10 protein-coding genes, 3 tRNA genes and 1 pseudogene are annotated in these 13,256 nt (G+C 49.5%); 3 read left to right on the top strand and 11 right to left on the bottom strand.

Annotated elements, in window-relative coordinates:
- Together B2118_RS05975 and B2118_RS05970 are read left to right on the top strand one after the other, a co-directional pair.
- On the top strand, positions 1-1,166 hold a 1,166-nt coding region (locus B2118_RS05975), incomplete at its 5' end, for a recombinase family protein (RefSeq protein WP_428054125.1).
- A 422-nt stretch (positions 1,167-1,588) separates the two neighbouring features.
- Positions 1,589-2,491, top strand: a complete 903-nt coding sequence (locus B2118_RS05970) for a Fic family protein (protein WP_428054123.1) — start codon at positions 1,589-1,591, stop codon at positions 2,489-2,491.
- A gap of 215 nt (positions 2,492-2,706) precedes the next feature.
- On the opposite strand, the gene B2118_RS05965 is transcribed toward B2118_RS05970, so the two are convergent.
- The 7 genes from B2118_RS05965 to B2118_RS05935 form a co-directional block, all read right to left on the bottom strand.
- A tRNA-Pro gene (locus tag B2118_RS05965) sits at positions 2,707-2,782 on the bottom strand.
- 15 nt (positions 2,783-2,797) lie between these two features.
- Positions 2,798-2,872: transfer RNA gene (locus B2118_RS05960), tRNA-Pro, on the bottom strand.
- 38 nt (positions 2,873-2,910) lie between these two features.
- Positions 2,911-3,249: a MerR family transcriptional regulator gene (locus B2118_RS05955; protein WP_428054121.1), complete on the bottom strand. Its 339-nt coding sequence runs from the start codon at positions 3,247-3,249 to the stop codon at positions 2,911-2,913.
- Between the two features lie 280 nt (positions 3,250-3,529).
- Positions 3,530-3,601, bottom strand: a tRNA-Arg gene (locus tag B2118_RS05950).
- Between the two features lie 107 nt (positions 3,602-3,708).
- The gene (locus tag B2118_RS05945) at positions 3,709-4,197 is read right to left on the bottom strand and encodes a DNA-deoxyinosine glycosylase (RefSeq protein ID WP_428054119.1); all 489 of its coding nucleotides are present in this window, start codon (positions 4,195-4,197) and stop codon (positions 3,709-3,711) included.
- Between the two features lie 39 nt (positions 4,198-4,236).
- The gene (locus B2118_RS05940; protein ID WP_428054117.1) at positions 4,237-5,118 is read right to left on the bottom strand and encodes a hypothetical protein; all 882 of its coding nucleotides are present in this window, start codon (positions 5,116-5,118) and stop codon (positions 4,237-4,239) included.
- 70 nt (positions 5,119-5,188) lie between these two features.
- Positions 5,189-6,067, bottom strand: coding sequence for a hypothetical protein (locus B2118_RS05935; RefSeq protein WP_428054115.1), 879 nt, complete (start codon positions 6,065-6,067; stop codon positions 5,189-5,191).
- Between the two features lie 471 nt (positions 6,068-6,538).
- Here B2118_RS05935 and B2118_RS05930 point away from each other — a divergent pair, with 471 nt between their 5' ends.
- Positions 6,539-7,303 (top strand): type IV pilin protein, encoded by a 765-nt coding sequence (locus B2118_RS05930; protein ID WP_428054113.1) that lies wholly within the window; start codon positions 6,539-6,541, stop codon positions 7,301-7,303.
- A 2-nt stretch (positions 7,304-7,305) separates the two neighbouring features.
- Here B2118_RS05930 and nagA read toward each other — a convergent pair whose 3' ends face one another.
- The 4 genes and pseudogenes from nagA to ptsP all read right to left on the bottom strand — a co-directional run bounded on the left by nagA (position 7,306) and on the right by ptsP (position 13,234).
- Entirely contained in the window at positions 7,306-8,445 is a 1,140-nt protein-coding gene (gene nagA / locus B2118_RS05925) for an N-acetylglucosamine-6-phosphate deacetylase (RefSeq protein WP_428054111.1), read from the bottom strand.
- 1 nt (position 8,446) lies between these two features.
- Positions 8,447-9,265, bottom strand: a complete 819-nt coding sequence (nagB, locus tag B2118_RS05920) for a glucosamine-6-phosphate deaminase (RefSeq protein ID WP_428054109.1) — start codon at positions 9,263-9,265, stop codon at positions 8,447-8,449.
- 27 nt (positions 9,266-9,292) lie between these two features.
- Positions 9,293-10,729: pseudogene (gene nagE, locus B2118_RS05915) on the bottom strand (N-acetylglucosamine-specific PTS transporter subunit IIBC); the annotation flags it as partial.
- Between the two features lie 12 nt (positions 10,730-10,741).
- Positions 10,742-13,234, bottom strand: a complete 2,493-nt coding sequence (ptsP, locus tag B2118_RS05910; protein WP_428054107.1) for a phosphoenolpyruvate--protein phosphotransferase — start codon at positions 13,232-13,234, stop codon at positions 10,742-10,744.
- Positions 13,235-13,256: the final 22 nt, after the last annotated feature.

Raw genomic sequence — 13,256 nt, 5'->3', positions numbered from 1 at the left:
TCGCTGCCAGTAAGGCCAAGGGGCTGTGGATGGGGGGAACGCCGCCGTTGGGGTATGACCTAAAAGACAAGCAGCTTATCCCTAATCCGAAAGAAGCCGAGCTTGTAAATCTGATTTTTACCAAGTATCTGGAATTGGGCAATATACAAGCTACAGCCGATTGGATGAATCAGCAAGGCTACCGCAGTAAATGCTGGCAAACAGCGCCGGGGGCTATGCGGGGCGGACATTTATTTCGGCACGGGTCTATACAACGAATCCTTGGGAATCCAGTCTATATAGGAAAAATGCCACATTTGGCTCTTAAAAAGGTGTATCCCGGAAAACATAAAGGGATTATCTCGCAAGATGTATTTGAAAGCGTACAGGCCAAGCTCGGAGCGGATAAAGAGGGAATGAGAGAACATCGTAGGAATATCCGTGCTGATACCTTACTCGGGGATGTATTAGTGGATGAACAGGGGAGAGCCTATAAACTATCTTCAGGTCGTCAAGGTGTCAAAGTGTTTAAATACTATGTCATCCGTGCGGGGGCACATTTGTCCGTGAGGCAGTTAGACGGTTTGGTATTACAAACAATTCAAAATGCGGATTATAGGGATATCTGTCCACGCACGGCAGCACTGGAATTAAGCAAAAATGAGGCTAAAATCTATTTAGAAAGGGTTGTCTGTCAGAAGATAGATAAAGAGTGCTATATCACAATATATTTGAAAAAACAGGCATTCGAAGCATTTTTGGAAAAACACCTTGCGGAAAATCCACCTAGCGGTGGAGTTTGCGCGCAGATAAAGGCTGATAGTATCCTCCTAAAAGACACGTTATACATAGATAATGTGTCTTCTACGCGGCTACAAAATGGCACTGCCAATAATATTTTGACGGTACGGCAATTAAACGAAAGTTTAGTGCGTGGGCTCGCGCGAGCGTGGCAGTGCAAGAAGATGATGGTAAGTGGTATGACTTCCCGCGAATGGGAAAAGGCAAGTGGAATGAATAAGCGCACTTTTGCCCGATATTTGAATTTGTGCTATTTGTCTCCACGTATAGTGGCAGATATTTTAGAGTATAGAAACCCGCGAAATATGAGTTTGAAAGAACTTATGACCTTGGCAAGCGAAGCGGTAAATTTTGAAAAACAGGAAAAAATATGGCGTACCGAATAGAAGTTGCGATCCTGCAATTTGGCCCGGTAGAGAAAAAGGTCCCAAAAGGGCCTTTTTTGCGGGCCTTATAAACCACTCTAAAACCCGAATGGATAAAAATCAGACACAAACGCCGACGAGAGAGGGGAAAATTGAACAACAAAAAAGTCGCTTCGTTAAAAGTGGCTTTCTAAATGGTCGCCAGAGTGAGAAACGAATGAATGTCCTCATCTGTTTCGGGCGATTTAACGCGGTTTTGTAGCCATAAAAAGCCGATTGGTGCCCTGTTTTCTAAACTACGGCATACCTATACCCCAAAAAACATAGAGAGTAATATCGGATTGGCTGCAAAATATCAAAAAGGTAATGGACTTGATTTTTTGTAGTTTATAGTGTATAGTTTATTTATAAAAAAACTATACACTATGTACGAGAGGTAATATATGGGGAAAATAACCAGTCACATGAAAAAGCAAATAGAGCTTTTAACGAAAACCTTTAAGAATCCTCAGGCGGTTGCGTCTTTGTATCATTGGCTGGAGACTGAGTTGGCCTATACCTCAAACCACATTGAGGGCAATACGCTTACCCGCCAAGAGACTGCGTTGGTTATTAGTGAAGGTATTACCAAAGGGGAAAAACCCTTAAAAGATTATTTGGAAGCGAAAAACCACGCGGAAGCCTTTAGATATATTCTTAATGAATTGTCCAAAAATAAAAGGATTTCCCAAGATGATATCTTAAAAATTCACTCTATAGTGCTTAAAGGAATTAACGATGCTTTTGCAGGCCGTTACCGTAATGTTCCCGTACGCATTAAAGGCAGTAGTGTGATATTGCCCAATCCGGTTAAAGTATCAGACTTAATGATGTCGTTTGAAGAATACTTACAAACTGAAAAAGATGTAATTAGCCGCGCTATTATGGGGCATTTTAAGTTTGTATCTATTCACCCGTTTATTGATGGGAATGGGCGTGTTGGGCGTTTACTAATGAACTTAATACTTTTACAGAATGGTTTATGGCCCATTATTATCCGCCCTAGAGATCGCAAAAAATATATAAGTAGTATCGAAAAGGGGCAATTAACACAAGATACTACTGCTTATGAGGCATTTATGTATAAGGCATTGGAGCGCAGCTTTGAAACATATGTGGATATGTTTTATCCCAAGACAGAGGAAACCAAATTGCTTAAGATTGGACAATTTGCCAAAGCCGTTGGCGTGCCTATTTCAACGGTGCGCTATTGGCTGCGTGTTGGTAAATTAATTCCGGTTGCCAAATCAGACGGTGATTTTATGCTTTTCAGTTTGGAACAGGTAAAAAAGTTTAAAAGAAAATGATGTGGACATAGCTTCGAATCACTATCTGGTGTGGCCCGAGCGGTAAGTTGGATCCTGCAAACTTGGAGCTCCGAGAAAACGCGGGGAAAATTGCAGTTTACGACGGAGAAAAGAGAACTCTGAGACCGTAACAGATAAGAAAAACAGGTGTTCTCCGACGGGAAAACTTTAATTCTTAGACGAAAAAAGCACCTTAAAAAAGGTGCTTTAGAAGATGGTCGGGGCGGCGGGATTCGAACCCACGACCTCACGGTCCCGAACCGTGCGCGCTACCATCTGCGCTACGCCCCGTAAATAATTTTTAAATGGTCGGGAAGGCGGGAATCGAACCCGCGATCTCTCGCACCCCAAGCGAGCGCTCTACCTCTGAGCCACTCCCCGTAAAATAGTCTTTTTCTGACTACCTAAATATTTTATCATTATTTTAACAATTCTTCCAGTGTTTCTTTTATTTCCGTCAGAAGTTTCACATCGCTATGGGCTTTTTCGGCCTTATTTGCCGACGGAAACTGATACTTGGATAGTTGTTTTTTTGCGCCTTCCAGCGTCAATTTGTGCTTATAAATTAAATCCTTAATTTTGAGAATAGTGTAAACATCTTCCTTGGTGTAGCGGCGGTGTCCGCTTTCCAAGCGAATTGGGCGGATGAGGCCGAACTCGGCTTCCCAGTAACGCACGGAATATTCCGGCACGCCGGTAATACGCTTGACGTCGCCGATGGAAAAATAATCCTTCTGCTCAATTTCTTCTATTCCCATAAGTGTATTATATCAATTTGAGGGGAAGCGTGGCGGCTTTGGTTTACAATAAAAAGGCCCCCCGCCATAGCGAGGCTTTTTAAATTTGCGCCCGGCGTGGTCCCCTACGGTATTTTTACTGACGTAAAAATCCTCCGGGCCGGACCTCGCGGTTTTTGCCTTTCGGGCTTCACCCTCAAACAAAAACATCGCTCCGGTCTTCGCCTCCCGACGCAGGCAAAGCAGTTTGCCTGCTCCGGACGTCAATAAAAAAGCCCCGCAAAAGCGAGGCTTTTAAATTTGCGCCCGGCGGGAGTCGAACCCACATTTCCAGCTTCGGAGGCTGACGCTCTATCCATTGAACTACGGGCGCGGAAAGCGTTTCTTTTATTTTATCAAAATTTGGTGAACTGCGCTTTTAAGTTTCTATTGGGTTGTCTTAAAATTCCACATAGTGCTGTACATATGGCCCTATTTTACTTAATTTAACGCACGAAAAAGGGCGCGTTGCCAAAGAAGTTTTTTCTCTTCATAGGAGCGCGAAGCGTGCGCCGGGCTGGTGGAGGGGAGAATAGCGCAAATTTTCCCGCCGTCGTCAAAGGCGCGCTTAAAATGGTTCCGCGCGGCTTGTCCGTTAAACAAAAGCGTTTTTATCCCCGGGTATTCTTTAAATAAAGTTGGAAAATCGTTTGGCGTGGGTTTTAGAATATTCCCGTCCAAACTGCCCGTCCGTTCGCACGCGGCCAATGCATCCCATAACCCAATGCCTTGGGCGAGCAAGACTTGTTTTTTATCCTCATAGTCTTTGGGCGTGCGCCCGCCAGCAAACAGGTCAAAAATAATCTTCCAAAATTGGTTGTATTTAAAGGCGTAATATTCCTGCGCTTTCAATGACGCCACACCCGGCATACTGCCGATAACCAGTACGCGGGTTTTAGGAGTGATAAGTGGGGGAAAACTGTAAAGCATAAAAAATCCCGGGGCTTTTTATATAACCCCGGGCGAAATTTATTTTTCCGTTACTTGGTAGGGCGTTAAGACGAGCGTTTTGCCGTCTTTGGCCAAACTGGCCCGGTACCAAAGGGGGAGGCCTGTCGGCCCTTTTAGCAGGACGGCCACCGCCGTAAATTGCTCGGGCTTAATGTCCTCTTTAAAGGTGTAATAGCCGGAAATTGGGTCTTTGCCGCGCAGCCCGTGTGTGGTTACCACCACAGGTACTTTGCCGTCCTTAAAACTGTTGTTTTGGGCATAGTGTGCGGCTTCCTGCGCGTCAATCGTAAAGTTAATGGCTTTTGCTTCGCTCATTTTATCAAGGAGAGGCTGAGACATCCCCGGCGTGCCAATACCGCCCATAGCCAAAGAGGTGTTAAACCAGTCAGAGGCTCCGCCCGCATCTTCCAAGAGGACGCCTTTTTGCAATACTTTTACAAGGCCCTCTTCCGTCAGCCCCATACCGCGGTGCAAATAAATGTTGCGGTTCGGGTGCGGAAGTGCGGGCACGACGCCTTTGTAGCCGTCCAAGGTTAAATCTTTAAAAGTTTGCGTGTGGATAGCGCCGTCTGCCTGCAATTTTGGCCAGCCGGGCTGGGCTTTGTTGACACCCAATTCCACTGCTTTGCGCAATGCCTGCGGGCGGGATAAGCCCTTTAATTCAAGGGCTTTTACCACTACTCCCTTTGGGAGCCGCTGGACCAAGCGCGTGGAAAGGGATACCTTGCTTGCCGCACCCACGGCTTTGGCAGAGGATTTGACTCCCGCTTCGGCGGCCTTAGTGGCGGTATCGGTTACTTTTACGGCACCTTTACCCGCCTTTACCACATTTTGCGCTTGAAGCGGCGCAGTTAAAAGCAGGGCGGCAATAATGGGTAAAAGAAATAGAGTGCGTTTCATAAAAAACTCCTGATTCGGAATTATTTATAGTATAAGTGTTCCTGGCTAAAAAAACCATAGGTCTTTGGACCTATAATCCAGTGGTGTCAAACCAATACGGGGTAAAAATGAAGCCGTCTTTCTCGGCTTTTACCCGGCACCATACGGTTTGTCCGCCGATATTCAAAGCGGCAATGACTTCCTTGATGTTTCCAGCCGGAATATCTCTGCTCACGTGTTCAATTTTTCCGTGTTCTGGCAATCCTTGCACACGAACCACGACGATAATATCCTTGCTGTGGTGCATCTTTGCGTAATGAACGGCGGTGTTTGGGTTAGCGGCCAAAGAGTTAAATTTCATAGAAGAAACCGTTCTGACCATACGGGGATCAGCACTAACATAAACCATTGCGCGGTTGTTACTAAACTTGCCGACATCCTTTAACAAAAGGCCGTTTTCCATAATATTGCGCAGGGCTATTCCGTCGGCTGGCAAACTTAACGCGCGGTACATATCCTGCGGGGTTTCCTTCCACGGCGTTTCATCGGGGAGGGTTTTTAAATCGGTTTTATAATCAGAGAAATCTTTAATTTTTAAAGATAAGTCTTCACGCAATACCTGTGGTGGCAACTGAACAGCCGGGGCTCTGCCTATTAAGCGGGTTAAAGCGCCTTTAATACTGGCAAAGCGGGAAGTCTTTGCCGGAGCGGGCTGTTTAGGAGCAGGCACAGAAACCTTAATTTGTTCAGTAATTTGGGCCAGTTTTGCTTGTTGGGACATCGCTTTTGGCGTAGCCTTGGCGGCACTGCGGGCTGCCACTGCACCTGCTCTGGCGGAGGAACGGGCGGCAATTTCACCCGCCTTTATATTAGCCTTAGCGGTATTTTTAATCAGTTTGCCTTGGGCAAAAGCCGGGCTGGCCGTGCAAACGGCGAAAACGAAAATAAAAAGAGTCGTTAATTTTTTCATATATACATTATATAGAAAACTAGGGAATAAAAAACAGGGTCAAAGGACCTATCTTGGCGGTGGGCCCTATAAAAAGCGCCCGCAGGGTTAAGGGGAGCTCGTTGCTATTGTTGTCATTCCCGAGTGCCGTAGTCGGGAATCTGTTGTGCCATAGTTGTTTTCGTACGAAACGACAGATCTCCGACTAAATTCCTCGGGGATGACAACCAAACAATGTAGTTTTTATTGTTGTTGTTTCGTTGGTTTACAACCTTACAAAAACAGTGAGGCTTCCCTAATCAAATGAGCGTGGAAAATCTGCCGCCTGCAAGGCGTTTTTTCGTCGTTTACTGTAAAGGGGTTGTTTCGTTTTTTTTTTTTTGTTAAAATTTTGATAATTCGCGGTGGATATACCCGGATGTATCCGTTGTATAACAACGCGTATAAAAGGCCGTTTTGCTCAAATATAAAGGCCTTAACAAGGAGAAAAAAATGAAAGGATTTAACAAATTTTGGCGTTTTTTGCCGTCATCCCCGAAGGTTTTAGTCGGGGATCCGTTGTTATCAAAAAAGGAAACGACAGATACCGGAACGCCCCACGCCGGTCAACCTTCCAGTATGGCTCTTAATTTTATAAACGACAGATCCCGGATAAAGACCTTCCGGGATGACGGCTTAACAATGTTAGGCCGCACGGCTAATCATTTTTGCACAGCCGCCGGTTTTACCCTCATAGAACTATTAGTCGTTGTCCTTATTATTGGCATATTGACGGCGGTGGCTGTGCCCCAGTATCAGTTGGCAGTGGATAAATCTAAATTTACATCCTATATACCACTGGTGGAGACGGTGGAAAAGGCCCAAGAAGCATATTATTTGGCAAATGGCCAGTACGCGACTTCGTTTGACCAATTGGATGTGGAAATACCGAAAAACTTTACAATTAAACTGCCCAATAGTATGGGCGGAGATTGTTGGGGGGAGGGCACGGCGCTGATATGTATGAATCAATGCTATTCGTATTTGGCTCCGTGGGGCACCCAGGCGGCTATTTACTTCCGCACATACGCGCATAGCAGTTCTAACAGTAAGTTATGCGCCAAGGCAGACGCAAAACGGGCTTGCATAACGGGAAGAGCGCAAGACAGTTCTCAGTTGGCCCGTTGGCGGCGGGTGTGTAACTCGTTGGGGACGGAAACTTCCCAGCGTTATGGTGGGGGTATCTTTGCTACGGAACCCACTTGGGATTTGCGCTAGTTTTATTGCTTTTTCCCGCCTAAAAAGACGGCTTGCAAATTTAGTTGCGGATCCAAAAGCACAATATCCGCCGCAAAGCCTTCTTCCAGCCGCCCTTTGTTGGACACGTCTAATAAGCGAGCGGCGTTGGTACTCGTCAGTTGTACGGCCTCAGCGGGCGTGTAGCCAAAGGCCACCAAATTTTTAAAGGCCTGCGCCATTGTCAGCGCGGAGCCCGCAATTACCTTGTCTGTTTTGCGCTTCCAAACGCCGCCGTCCAAAATAACCTCTTCCCCGTTGGCAATAAACGGTCCGTCCGTAAGCCCGGTGGGTTTTAGGGCGTCGGTAATTGCCACAATATTTTCAAGCGGTTTTACCTGGCGCAAAAAGCCGACCACGTCCGGGTGGACGTGTACGCCGTCGGCGATGATTTCGCAGGAAATTTCCGGGTGCATCAGCACTGCTCCGGCGGCTCCGGGGGCCCGGTGGTTAAATCCGCTCATCGCATTAAATAAATGTGTGGCGTGTTTTACGCCTTGTTGGGCTCCGCGCAAAAATTCGTCGTAGGTGGCGTTTGTGTGCCCGCCCTGTACCAAAATTCCGTGCGCCAAACAAAAATCAATAATAGGGCTAATCCCGGGCAGTTCGGGGGCCAGGGTGATGTTAGTGATGTGTCCTTGGGCCGCTTCGTACAGGCGTTCCATATCGGCTAATTGCGGGGGAACTATGTCCTGCGGTTTCATTACGCCCGGTTTTTTAGGGGAAATGAAGGGCCCCTCCAAGTGAAACCCGATAATTTGTGCGCCCGTTTCCTTTCCCAGTGCGGGGAGTAACGTTTTTAAAAGGGATTCCATTTCGTGCGGACGCGCGCAATAGAGGGTGGGGCAGAAGGCGCTTACACCGTATTGGGCCAATTGCTTGGACATTTCAAGCAAATCCTCCGGCGCGGCATTTTCGGGCCCGTGCCCGGCAAATCCGTGAATATGCGGGTCAATAAACCCCGGCACGGCAAGCGCGCCTTGGGCGTTAAAAACCGGCACATTGGGCAGCGGGGTTTCGTCCGTAATAATTTGTTTGATTTTGCCGCCTGAAAGCCACAGCGTGGCCGGACGGATTTCGCCCGCCAGCACCGCGCGCGTATCGGTAATTAGTAAATCTTGCATATTATTCCTCTATGTTTAGTGTCCAATGCGCCCCGGCGGGAGCGGTGGCCATTTGCGCGGCCAGTTGGCTTTTAAAGGGTTCCGGCAGTTGGGCGCACGCTTCGGGGTCCGCCAGCAGGGTGGCGTGCGGGTGTAGTTTTAAGGCAGTAATGGGCCAATTTAAATCCTTGCCCGGGGCGGCCAAATGGGCCACGGCTTCGGCCTTTTTGGCGCCGGAAGCCAAAAATAACACTTCTTTGGCATCCGTTACCGTGCCGATACCTACGGACAGAGCCTGCTTGGGCACGCGGTGCGGGTCATTTAAAAAGAAGCGCGAATTGGCCTCTATGGTGCTGGAGGTTAAATTAACAAGCCTTGTGCGGGTGTTAAAGGCCGAGCCGGGCTCGTTAAAGGCGATGTGCCCGTTGCGCCCTACGCCGCCTAAAAACAAATCAATCCCGCCCAGTGCGGCAATAGCGGCCTCGTATTGAGTGCACTCGTGGGCTAAATCCTTGGCTTGTCCGTTTAAAATATGGGTATTTTCGGGCTGTAAATCCACCTCATCAAACAAATTGCGGTGCATATAACTGTGGTAACTTTGCGGGTGATCCAGCGGCAGGCCGACATACTCGTCCATATTAAACGTAACCACATTTTTAAAGGATAATAAGCGGTTCTTGTAGAACAGCCGCAAATTGGCGTACATATCCACCACTGTTCCGCCCGTCGGCAAGCCCAGCACAAAGGGCTTCTTTGGCATTGGCGCAAAGGCGTTAATCTTTTCTTTGATATACGCCGCCGCCCACAGGCCTAAATTCATTTTGGTTACCACTAAACGCATATATAAAAACCCCTATTTTAAATACTTTTTTATTTCGTCGGAAAGCAAATCCGCCTCCGGTCCGATGACAACCTGCACGATGCCGCTTCCGCCGTTTACCACGCCGCGCGCCCCCAGTTGTTTAAGCGTATTTGCATCCACCTTGGCGGAGTCTTTTACTTCCAGGCGCAAACGCGTGGCGCACGCATCCAGCGATAAAATATTATCCCTTCCGCCCAAGGCCTGTATATACTTTTCCCCGCGGGAAAGCGGTGCGTTAGTTTGAGGCTGTTGGATAGCCGGTGCGGGTTCTTGTTCTAGGGCGGGTTCTGTTTGGCTAGTTACAACGGTTTCACGCCCCGGGGTAAGCAAGTTCCACTTGGTAATGGCGTAGTAAAACACAAAATAATAAAGCACGCCATACACAAGCCCCACCGGGAGCAGCCGCCAGCCGTTTGTGCCGAGCCCGTAACTAAGCAAGTAGTCAAAAAGTCCGGCGGAAAAGGTGAAGCCGAGTTTCACTTGCAGTAAATTCATTACCACCAGCGACAGCCCCGTAAGTACCGCGTGCAGTACATACAACGGGAACGCCAAAAACATAAACGAAAATTCAATCGGCTCCGTAATCCCGGTTAAAAAGGATGTCAACGCCATAGAGAGTAATAGCCCGGCGGTGGCTTTTTTGCGGGCGGTGTCGGCGGCTTTAATCATCGCCAGGCACGCGGCGGGCAGGCCGAACATCATTACCGGAAAGAAACCCGCCATAAAGGTCCCGGCGGTGGGGTCTCCCGCAAAAAAGCGGGTCAAATCCCCGTGCACCAGCGTGCTTACGCCGTTTTGGACGGTGGCAAAATCGCCGAATTGGAACCAAACCAAATTATTTAAAATGTGGTGCAAACCGAGCGGAATTAGCAGGCGGTTAGCCAGCCCATAGAAGAACAGCCCAATACTGCCCGAGGAAATCGTCCAGTTGCCAAACGCGCTGATACCGTGCCCGATAGGCGGCCACACAAAGTAAAACACGCACGCGAGCAGTAAACATACCGCGCCCGTAACAATCGGCACGAAGCGTTTTCCGCCAAAGAAGGCCAAATAGGGGGGAAGCGCGATATTTTTGTATTTATTATACAAGCACCCGGCCACCGCACCCGTAATAATGCCGCCCAAAATATCCATATTGATAGACGGGTCCAAGGTTTTTAAGGTGGCGGTTAAAATCACATACCCCACAAAGGCGGCCAAGGCGGCGGCTCCGTGGTTTTCTTCGGCGAACCCGACGGCTACGCCGATGGCAAAGATAATGGGCAAATTGGTAAAAACGGCCCCGCCCGCCTGCGAAATAAAGGCAATATTAAGTAAGTCCGGCTGCCCGAGGCGCAGGAGCAGGCCCGCAATCGGCAGGACGGCAATCGGCAACATAAGGGCCTTGCCCAAACGCACTAAAAACTTACCAACAGCGGCGCAAGATTGTTTCAATTTTTCCATAAATTCTCCTTGTTACAGGGCAAAATGTTTGCGGCCCAAGGCGCGCACTTCCTGCGCCGAGGATAACTCCAAGGCCTGCGCGGCAATTTGTGCGCATTGTTGGCGGTTCAAACGGCGGATTAGCGCCTTTATCTGGGCAATATTTTTGATTCCGGCGGCCAGTTCGCTTACGCCTAACCCGATTAAAAAGGGCACGGCGGAAAGGTCGCCCGCCATTGCACCGCACACCGCCACGGAACGGCTGTATTTTTGGGCTCCTTGGCAGGTGAGCGAAATAAGTTTTAAAACGGCTGGGTGGAGCGGGTCCGCCTGCGCGCTTAATATTTTATGTCCGCGGTCAATCGCCAGCGTGTATTGCGTTAAATCGTTAGTGCCGATAGAAAAGAAATCGGCGTGCTTGGCCAGTTGTGCGCTTGTGAGCGCGGCGGAGGGGACCTCTATCATCGCGCCTGTCTGTACGGCTTCTTGCAGGCCTAATTGGGCGGCTTCTTGGGCGATTAAATCTTTAAAAAAGACAATTTCGTCCGCAAAGGTTACCATTGGCAGCATTATGCGCACTTGGGACAGCGGCGTAAGGCGCAAAAGTGCGCGGATTTGCGTTCTGAAAAACGCTTCGTTGCGCTTAAACGCGCGGATGCCGCGTACGCCCACAATGGGATTATCCTCGGGCGAAATTTGCACAAACGGCAGGGGTTTGTCGCCTCCCGCATCCAGCAGGCGGAACGTAACGGGGCGGCCCTTGCAGGCGTTTAAGGTTTCCTGATAGACGGACAACTGTTCGTCCTCGCTGGGCGCGTCTGCGCGGTGGTTAAACAAAAATTCGGTGCGTACTAATCCTAAACCCTCGGCTCCGTTTTGGGCGGCCAAGGCGGCTTCCTGCGGGGTGGAGACATTGCCCAGCACCGCAATATGCACGCCGTCTTGCGTGAGAGCGGGCTCCTGTGCTTGGGAAGACGCCGCTTGCAAAAGGGCCTGCTCCTTTTGGTGGGTGGCTTCAAAATCTTTTAGTTGCTCGGGTGTGGGGTTGATGAGCGCCTTGCCCTCGTCCGCGTACAAGAGAACAGTTGCCCCGTCCGGGATTTGGAGTACGCCTTTCCCGGCGTTTACCACGGCGGGGAGCCCCATATTACGCAGTAAAATACCCGCGTGTGCGGTGGGGGAGCCGTGCGCCAAGATTACACCTGCGGCGGTACCGGACAAATGGGAAACCTCGGAGGGGAGTAATTCCTCGGCTATTAAAATGCACCCTTGGGGCAGTTTCGGCAAAGCGTATTTCTGCCCGCTCAGCCGCCACAAAAGGGAGCGGCGCAAGTCCTTAATATCGGCAATGCGCTCCATTAAAAAGCGGTTTTTGGTCTTTTTTAAAATATCAATGCTCGTGCGGACGGCTTCGTTTACGGCATAAGAGGCCGTTTTGCCGCGGGCGACTGCGTCCAGGGCGGTTTGGCGCAAAAGCGGGTCTTGCAACAGCCCCAAATGAGCGGCCAAAATATCCTGCGTGGTTTTGTGCGTTTCGGCGGCGATTTTAGCCTGCGTTTCGGCGGTTTCTTCCTCCAACGCGGCGGCCAGCGCCTTGCGCTCGTCCTGCGGGTTTTGGGCGTTTTCCTCGTACAAGGCGTCTTGCGGTTTAAAAAGGAAGGCCTTTCCCTGGGCTAGGCCCCCGCAGGCGCACAGACCCGATATTTGCACGGCGGCAGAAAAATCCACCGGGTTTTGGGGCTTATCGGCAGGAGCAACTGAGGTGGCGGAAACTTGTTCGCCAAAGGCGTTTTTAAAGCCTTGTTCTACTTGGGTTAAAAAGGTTTTGGCTTCGCTTTCCGGCCCGCCCGCCTTTACCGTTACTTGGCTGCCGTATTCTAATGCAAGGCCCATAATGCCTACCAAACTTTTACCGTCGGCGGTTTTATTCCCATAGCAAATTTGTACGGGATAAGCATATCCGGCGGACAAGCGTGCCAGCACCCCGGCGGGGCGTGCGTGCAAACCGTTGGCATTTAACACAGTAAAGGGTCCTCCCACCGTAAAGGTTTGGGGGGCTTCCCCGGCCGCGTGCACACCGGGTACGGAAACCGTAAAAAGTTCCGCGCCCGTTTTTACCAGTTCCTTGGCGGTGTGTTGCACCTTGGCATCCGCCGGAGCGGTTACTACGAGCATAACGAGCGAACTGGCGGCCTTGGCAAGTGCCGCGTGGGAAAATTTTAAAAGAGGTTGGCCTTTTTTAACCGTGTCGCCCTCTTTGGCAAGCGGGGTAAAACCTTCGCCTTTTAAAGAAACCGTTTCCAGCCCGACGTGGATTAAAATTTCTATCCCGTTTTGGGCAATTACCAGCGCGTGTAAGGCTTTGTTAAAATTGATGATTTTTCCGTCCATTGGGGCGAAGATAGTGTCTCCGGCGGGGTCTAGGGCGATTCCGTCGCCCAGCATACGCTCGCTGAATACGGGGTCGGGTACTTGTTCCAGCGGTACAACGGCGCCGTCAAGGGGCGCAAAAACGGTTAAAGGCATAGTGAAATACTCCTTAGAATTA

This window comes from Candidatus Avelusimicrobium stercoris, assembly GCF_002437085.1.
In the GTDB taxonomy this organism is placed as follows: Bacteria; Elusimicrobiota; Elusimicrobia; order Elusimicrobiales; family Elusimicrobiaceae; genus Avelusimicrobium; species Avelusimicrobium stercoris.
Note: the sequence above shows the minus strand (reverse complement) of the source record. Positions and strands in the feature narration are given on the sequence as shown.

Excerpts from the sequence above, each read along its gene's own strand:
- B2118_RS05970 (WP_428054123.1), top strand. The coding sequence starts at position 1,589 with ATGGGGAAAATAACCAGTCACATGAAAAAGCAAATAGAGCTTTTAACG.
- B2118_RS05955 (WP_428054121.1), bottom strand. The coding sequence starts at position 3,249 with ATGGGAATAGAAGAAATTGAGCAGAAGGATTATTTTTCCATCGGCGAC.
- B2118_RS05945 (WP_428054119.1), bottom strand. The coding sequence starts at position 4,197 with ATGCTTTACAGTTTTCCCCCACTTATCACTCCTAAAACCCGCGTACTG.
- B2118_RS05940 (WP_428054117.1), bottom strand. The coding sequence starts at position 5,118 with ATGAAACGCACTCTATTTCTTTTACCCATTATTGCCGCCCTGCTTTTA.
- B2118_RS05935 (WP_428054115.1), bottom strand. The coding sequence starts at position 6,067 with ATGAAAAAATTAACGACTCTTTTTATTTTCGTTTTCGCCGTTTGCACG.
- B2118_RS05930 (WP_428054113.1), top strand. The coding sequence starts at position 6,539 with ATGAAAGGATTTAACAAATTTTGGCGTTTTTTGCCGTCATCCCCGAAG.
- nagA (WP_428054111.1), bottom strand. The coding sequence starts at position 8,445 with ATGCAAGATTTACTAATTACCGATACGCGCGCGGTGCTGGCGGGCGAA.
- nagB (WP_428054109.1), bottom strand. The coding sequence starts at position 9,265 with ATGCGTTTAGTGGTAACCAAAATGAATTTAGGCCTGTGGGCGGCGGCG.
- ptsP (WP_428054107.1), bottom strand. The coding sequence starts at position 13,234 with ATGCCTTTAACCGTTTTTGCGCCCCTTGACGGCGCCGTTGTACCGCTG.